The following is a 6,654-nucleotide window of genomic DNA, read 5'->3' on the forward strand; positions in this document are numbered from 1 at the left end:
CCCAACAATTACGTCAAAGTCGCCCAACGTCTCGCTTCGAGCATGAATAATGCCATCTGGGCCAATCAATTCGACAACACCGCCAATCGTGAGGCACATTTCCGCACCACCGGTCCCGAAATCTGGGCGCAGACCGAGGGACGCATTGATGCGTTCATTTGTGCCACCGGCACCGGCGGCAGTTTGGCGGGCATTGCCCGTTATTTGAAATCAAAAAGCGGCAACATTACTGTCGCGCTTGCGGATCCACCTGGAAGTGCGCTGGCCAATTGGGTGCTCAAAGGCGAATTGACGCTCAATGGCGATGGGTCCATTACCGAAGGCATCGGCAATAGCCGGGTCACGGCCAACCTCGCTGATACACCAATCGATACGGCAGTCACCATTGATGATCAAACCACCATCAATATGGTCTATCACCTGTTATACCACGAAGGGCTATGTGTCGGCGCTTCATCCGGCCTGAACGTGGCTGCCGCTGTCTGGTTGGCCAATCAACTTGGCCCCGGCCATACCGTCGTCACCCTGTTATGTGACTCTGGGCTTCGCTACCAGTCGCGCCTGTTCAATCCTCAGTGGCTCGCAGCTCGTCAGCTTAAGGCGCCTGACAAGCATCACCTAATCGATTGGTCAGGAGTTTTTGCCAAACACTGATTTTGTCAGCAACAGACATTCGTGCATTGGCAGGACTCGTTGAAGGTGCTCGAAGTAATGTGATCGGACACTCAGTTGTCCAAAGCACCGGCGCCACCAAGCGATGGAAGAGACGTTCGGCGGTGGCGCCATTAAAAACAACCGTATGAATGCTCGGAAAATCTTTAAAAAAGCTGACAAAATCATTGCTTTCTGGTTGTTTGATGTCGCTATCTAAGCTGGATTTTCTCACACACCGGCGGCAGACATCCCACAGCGCCACACCGACGCGTCGAAGTCCTTCGCATCGCAATGCGTAAGGCGCTGTCTTAGATACACCCGTGATTAAGGCCATCACATCCCAAAATGCGTTGCGCGGATGCGCATAATATTGCCGCAACCGCAATGATTCACGCCCCGGCATTGAACCCAAAATCAGGACGCGGGGATTTCTACCCACAACGGGCGGAAATCCCCGACAAATCACATCGTTTAACTCACTGAGCTGGTTTGACAAAGCGCAGCGTCATTCGATCGCTTTCACCAATGGCCAGATATTTGGCTTTATCTTTTTCTCCCAAACGCAAGGACGGCGGCAAGGTCCAAACTCCTTTGGGGTGATCGGCGGTGTCTTTCGGGTTGGCATTGATTTCTGACTTGGCTTCCAACTTGAATCCCGCTTTTTCTGCCATACGAATGACATAGGATTCTTTCATGTAGCCTGTCTTGCCTTGATCACTGTCCGGCCGATTTTCCGGCAACCGATGTTCGACAACACCAAGCACACCTCCCGGTTTCAAAGCGGCATAAAACTTTTTAAATGCATTCAACACACCGGCATCCCCACCGCGCATCCAATTGTGAACATTCCGAAATGTCAGGACTACATCTGCGGTGCCATCGGGAACAATCGGTTTGTCATTGTCGTAGGCAAACTCCACAAGTCGCACCTCGGCATAAACCGGGTTAGACTTCATCTTCTCAACAAAACGTGCACGAACTTTTTGATAGTAGGCAACCTCGGTGTCAGACGGGAAATGTGCTGCATACAAAGTGCCCTGGCCCTTCACATAAGGCGCGAGGATCTCGGTATACCAGCCTCCGCCCGGCCAGATTTCCACGACCGTATCGGTTGGCTTAACGCCAAAGAACGCCAGTGTTTCTTTTGGATGCCGCCATTTGTCACGCGCCTTGTTTTTTTCGCTACGATGCGCACTTTGAATGGCCTGCTCCAGTGCGTGCAGTGTTTGTTGCGCAAAATCTCCGGCCATTGCCTGCGGCCATACCACTGTCGCCACGATTAGCAATCCGACCAATCGCCCAAAATAATTCTTCATATACGTCCCTCCACTGATTATGCGTTTTTAACGTTTTATTGACGCAGCAAACTTGAGCATTCGTTCAAGCGGCATACGGGCGCGCTCAATCAACTCTGGCGCCACGAAAACCTCATTCCCTCCAACATCAAAGACATGTGCTAGCGTCTCAAGTGTATTCATCTTCATCCACGGACAATGGGCGCAAGAACGGCACGTGGCGCCCTCCCCGCCAGTCGGTGCAATAATCAGTTCCTTGTCCGGGACGTGTTGCTGCATCTTGTAAAAAATGCCTTTGTCGGTGGCCACAATCAATTGCTTGTTGGGCAACTTAGTCGCCGCGGCAATCAACTGCGAGGTGGAACCCACGACATCTGCCTGTTCCACCACACTGGCCGGTGACTCCGGGTGCACCAAGACCGCTGCCTCCGGATATTGCTTACGCAGCTCACGCAAAGCCTTTGCCTTGAACTCATCATGCACCACACACTCACCTTGCCATAAGATCATATCGGCACCGGTTTTTTCACGGACATAACGTCCAAGGTGGCGATCGGGCGCCCAAATGATTTTGTGTCCTTCCGCATCCAGATGATCAATCAGTTCCACCGCAATGGAAGAGGTCACTACATAATCAGCACGGGCTTTGACCGCTGCGGAAGTGTTGGCATAGACCACCACGGTACGCTCAGGATGTTGGTCGCAGAAGTCAGCGAATGTAACGGGATCGCAGCCAAGATCCAAAGAACAGGTCGCTTCCAGCGTCGGCATAATCACCCGTTTTTCAGGCGAAAGAATTTTCGCCGTCTCGCCCATAAAACGTACACCCGCCACCACCAGCGTTTTGGCCGGATGATTGGCACCAAAGCGGGCCATCTCGAGAGAGTCTGCCACACAACCACCGGTGTCCTCCGCCAGCGCCTGAATCTCCGGGTCAGTGTAATAATGGGCGACCAAGACAGCATCATTGGCCCTTAAATTTGCGATAATTTGCTGCCGGTACGTCTCACGTTCTTCAGCCGAAAGTTGACGTGGCGGCTTTGGAAGTGGCACATTGACAGGTGCTGGGACTGGAATTGCGGACATAGCGACGTTCAAAGGAAATCGGCGTCCGATCATTATACCTCTTGAGCTACTGCTTGGGAAATTTCAAAAGCGGGTCGTATCGCATGAGACTATCAAAAGGGAAAAAGATGAGAAAATTACTGTGGATAACGATGAGTTACTTGTTGACGGGGTGCGTGAACCTACCCGAAGGGATCGAACCGGTCTCTTCATTTTCACTGGAACGCTACCTTGGCACTTGGTATGAAATCGCACGCCTTGATCACTCATTTGAAAAAGGCCTCCGTGACGTGACCGCTACCTACAGTCGACGCAATGATGGCGGCATCCGAGTCATTAACCGCGGCTTTGACCCAGACAAAAACGAGTGGAGAGAAGCGATTGGCAAAGCATACTTTATTGAAGACAGCCACCAGGGACTGCTGAAAGTATCCTTCTTCGGACCATTCTATGGTGCGTATGTGATATTTGAACTCGACCCTAACTATCAATACGCTTTTGTGTCCGGTCCTGGTCGAGATTATCTATGGCTTTTGGCGCGCACGCCCAAAGTCTCGGCCGAACTGATCGAACACTTCCGCCAAAAGGCTAAGGCCCTAGGGTTTGATTTGTCCCGACTGAAACTTGTCGAGCACGCTACACCATCGGACCAGACAACGAATTAACGCAACATCCCTGCGCTGGTCAGCACCACTACAGCGGCACCAGCTTCCACAAGGCCAGTGCGTCTCGCCCACTGGCCCATGGCAATCAGTAATAGTAGCGCAGCTCAACTTCTATGTGGTCATCCTGCTGGTACTGAGCCACAATATCGCTTTGCGGATAATCGGCAAAAAGCCGAGCTTCGATGCTGATTTTCCAATGGCTAGTCAACCGACGCGAAGTCTCGGCGAAGAACATCCAGCCTTGATTGTCGTTGTCAATGATAAAGCCCCCGAGGATTTCACTAGAATCCTCGTCGTTAAACGCGAGCCGCGCGCCAATAAAGGTATCATTATCAAACGGATTGAGCCGTTTGTCCCGACGCTCGTCATAATGGTACTCGAGCAGTATTCCCAAATCTTTATCACTCCCGAATATTCCGTAGAGTGTATGTTCAAGCCCCAATACCGACGCAAAATAGGTTTCATCAGCCCTGTCGCGCCAGACGGCTTCCATCTTCCATGCCGTATCACCGGACATATACTGGCCTTCAAAGCCCAACTGCGTCATTTGTCGGTAATAAGGCACCAAACGAATGCCAATTTGCGGCCCGGCATCAATGACAAAGTCTGGAAAGCGATCGGTGCCACGGAACAATGACACAGCAATATCAGCATCGCCTATCGTCTTAAACCAACGGGCCGCGAAATCCTGATGCCACTCTTCCGCGCTGGATTCATAAACAGCGTCATCCGCCACTGGAACGAATGGACGAAGTCGGCCATCGATACCTGGGAAGTTCCGCTCACGGAAGTAGGGCAACCAATAAAGCGAAAGCAGCCCCCAATCCTGCTCAGTGGACCACGCCACCATCGGTTGTCCCAGCTTATCCTCACCGTCAGCGCCCTCGACACCATCCGTTTGATTGATGATGTCCACGAGATGCTGAGATTCGGTAACCCCCCAGAACACTATGTCGGCACCAACACGCAGCTCCCAGCCATCGCCAATATGCAGCCAATAGGATTCCCGTACATCAAAGTGCGTCCGTTCGTCATCCATAGAATCCGCACGGAGAAAAAAGCTTGAGACCCAGCGGTCGCTTCCTTCGTTCCAGTCGAAGGCCAATTCTGGCTCAGCCACAAGGCTGAAATCGCTCGCATCCTGTCCTTGCGCTCCCTGTCCATCATATTGACGCCAACTTGCTCCGACATAGCCTCGATAATCGATTGCCACGGAGGAGGCAAACAGGCTGGCGACCATGACGCCAGCCGACAGCATGACCCACATTTTTTTCATCAACGCGCCCTCTTCAATACCGAGCGTGAGAAATCATCATCCGTCAGACCGACATTAAATTTGTAATCTTCCCATTCAAGTATGGTCTTGCTGCCTTTTTGATGATTGACCATTTCCATGCGCAAAGCACGCCAGAACTTACCAAGGTATTTCTTGTAGTTCTTGAACGTCAGCGTTTTCAATAACGCATTCTTGCGATCGTAGAAGTCGATTTTTTCCATCCGATATTCTTGCTGATCGATCCATGCCACTTCCCGAGTGTAGCCACTGTGTTTGTACTTCGGATACATTTCGACAACAAACATCTTGCGGCCATCAATTTCATCTTCGCCAAGATATTTATAGTCATATTTCTCGACTTCAAACGAGGCCAAGTCTTCGTATGAAAATTCACTGCCCATAAACGGGCCGGATTTGTTGTTTGAAGAAATGCGCTTGATGCGCTTTAGGGCCGGCAAATAGAGCCACTGTTCATCGGGTTTTAACACATGCGAATAGGACAAAAACGCCGTGCCTTTCACGTCATATGGTTCGTCAAAGATCGTGAGGCTTTTGTCCCCATCATTTTGCACTTCAAGTGACTTGACGCGCAGGCGACGCACAGTCTTATCGCCATTTTTATTTATCAGGATCATCTTGAGCGTTGCTTGCGAATCTTTCCAGCCACTGTTTCGACGATCCATCTCTTTAACAATTTCCAATCCCTTCTCGGCAGCAGGATCAGCGGCGTGCACACCACCGACCATCAACAGACCGGACAACAATAAAATCCACTTATTCATGGTGCTTCTCCTCAACACGTAGCAATAATGGCGGTAACAAGAAGAAATCGATCAGCAAAGCCAACCCAATGGTAGCCGCGGTCAATACGCCCATATCGCTGTTGGCTTTGAATGTCGAAAAGGCGAGCACACCAAAACCGGCCACGAGCACCACGGTGGTCACGCTCAAGGCCACGCCGACATGACTAAAGGCATAACGAATGCCCGCCACCGGGTCGAGTCCTTTTTCTCGTCGAGCCCGCAGGTACTTGCTCAAGAAATGGATGGTGTCATCGACCACAATACCCAACGTCATCGACGCCACCATGGCAAGCGCCATCCCTACACGACCATCAAAGAACCCCCACAAACCGAAGCCAATCATCACGGGAACCAGATTCGGGATCAGTGAGACAAGCCCCATCAACCAGGAGCGTAAGGTCACGATCAATATCAGTGAAATCGTGATGAACGCGAATGTCGTCCCCGTCAACATCGACTTGATGTTACGTTGACCAATGTGGGCAAACATCAAATTGGGACTGGCTGCAAAAAATTCAATATCAGGCGCATTTTGATGCAGCCAGTTTGAAAAGCGTTCTTCAATGGCCAGCATCTGCGTGCTGGTCAAATTCTCAAACGTGATAAAGACACGTGTTGCCGATTTGTCGATATTGATCTGATTGGTCAAATCCAAACCATAGGGAAGGCTCATTTCGTAGAGCAGCAAATACTGCGCGGCAAGCTCACGCGACTCAGGCAGGCGGTAATAGGCCGGATCGTCGCCATGCATATTTTTGTTCAACCGCTTGATGATGTCCGTCACGCTGTTGACGTTGCGCACTTCCTTTTGCTGCCGCGCCCACTCGACAAAAGCATCGACCTCCTGCAGAAACTTAGGTTCGGATATTCCCCCTTTCTGGCCAGAATCCAGCGCA

The 6,654-nt window shown here is 51.2% G+C and carries 8 protein-coding genes; 2 read left to right on the plus strand and 6 right to left on the minus strand.

Annotation, left to right across the window (positions count from 1 at the left end):
• A partial coding sequence (locus D6694_00005) for a pyridoxal-phosphate dependent enzyme (protein RMH48880.1) occupies positions 1 to 654 on the plus strand: 654 nt, incomplete at its 5' end.
• Here the strand turns inward: D6694_00005 and D6694_00010 are convergent.
• Genes D6694_00010 through nadA form a run of 3 tightly spaced genes read right to left on the minus strand, consistent with a single transcriptional unit; the run spans position 596 to position 3,035 of the window.
• Entirely contained in the window at positions 596 to 1,120 is a 525-nt protein-coding gene (locus D6694_00010; GenBank protein RMH48886.1) for a DNA-deoxyinosine glycosylase, read from the minus strand. The genes D6694_00005 and D6694_00010 overlap by 59 nt on opposite strands.
• 10 nt (positions 1,121 to 1,130) lie before the next feature.
• A complete protein-coding gene (locus tag D6694_00015) occupies positions 1,131 to 1,970 on the minus strand; it encodes a methyltransferase domain-containing protein (protein ID RMH48881.1) in 840 nt (279 codons plus the stop codon).
• A gap of 27 nt (positions 1,971 to 1,997) precedes the next feature.
• Positions 1,998 to 3,035, minus strand: a complete 1,038-nt coding sequence (gene nadA / locus D6694_00020; GenBank protein RMH48887.1) for a quinolinate synthase NadA — start codon at positions 3,033 to 3,035, stop codon at positions 1,998 to 2,000.
• Positions 3,036 to 3,142: 107 nt separating this feature from the next.
• Here nadA and D6694_00025 point away from each other — a divergent pair, with 107 nt between their 5' ends.
• A complete protein-coding gene (locus D6694_00025; protein RMH48882.1) occupies positions 3,143 to 3,679 on the plus strand; it encodes a lipocalin in 537 nt (178 codons plus the stop codon).
• An 85-nt stretch (positions 3,680 to 3,764) separates the two neighbouring features.
• On the opposite strand, the gene D6694_00030 is transcribed toward D6694_00025, so the two are convergent.
• The 3 genes from D6694_00030 to D6694_00040 all read right to left on the minus strand — a co-directional run.
• Positions 3,765 to 4,955 carry a hypothetical protein gene (locus D6694_00030; GenBank protein ID RMH48883.1) on the minus strand — a complete coding sequence of 397 codons (1,191 nt, stop codon included), beginning with the start codon at positions 4,953 to 4,955 and terminating at the stop codon, positions 3,765 to 3,767.
• Positions 4,955 to 5,737, minus strand: a complete 783-nt coding sequence (locus D6694_00035) for an outer membrane lipoprotein-sorting protein (protein RMH48884.1) — start codon at positions 5,735 to 5,737, stop codon at positions 4,955 to 4,957. The genes D6694_00030 and D6694_00035 overlap by 1 nt, the downstream gene beginning before the upstream one ends.
• Positions 5,730 to 6,654: RND transporter (locus D6694_00040; protein RMH48885.1), on the minus strand; the 925-nt coding region annotated here is incomplete at its 5' end. The genes D6694_00040 and D6694_00035, both read right to left, overlap by 8 nt.

It is taken from the genome of Gammaproteobacteria bacterium (genome assembly GCA_003696665.1).
In the GTDB taxonomy this organism is placed as follows: Bacteria; Pseudomonadota; Gammaproteobacteria; order Enterobacterales.

Coding starts and splice junctions, on each gene's coding strand:
- D6694_00015 (RMH48881.1), bottom strand. CDS start 1,970: ATGAAGAATTATTTTGGGCGATTGGTCGGATTGCTAATCGTGGCGACA.
- nadA (RMH48887.1), bottom strand. CDS start 3,035: ATGTCCGCAATTCCAGTCCCAGCACCTGTCAATGTGCCACTTCCAAAG.
- D6694_00025 (RMH48882.1), top strand. CDS start 3,143: ATGAGAAAATTACTGTGGATAACGATGAGTTACTTGTTGACGGGGTGC.
- D6694_00030 (RMH48883.1), bottom strand. CDS start 4,955: ATGAAAAAAATGTGGGTCATGCTGTCGGCTGGCGTCATGGTCGCCAGC.
- D6694_00035 (RMH48884.1), bottom strand. CDS start 5,737: ATGAATAAGTGGATTTTATTGTTGTCCGGTCTGTTGATGGTCGGTGGT.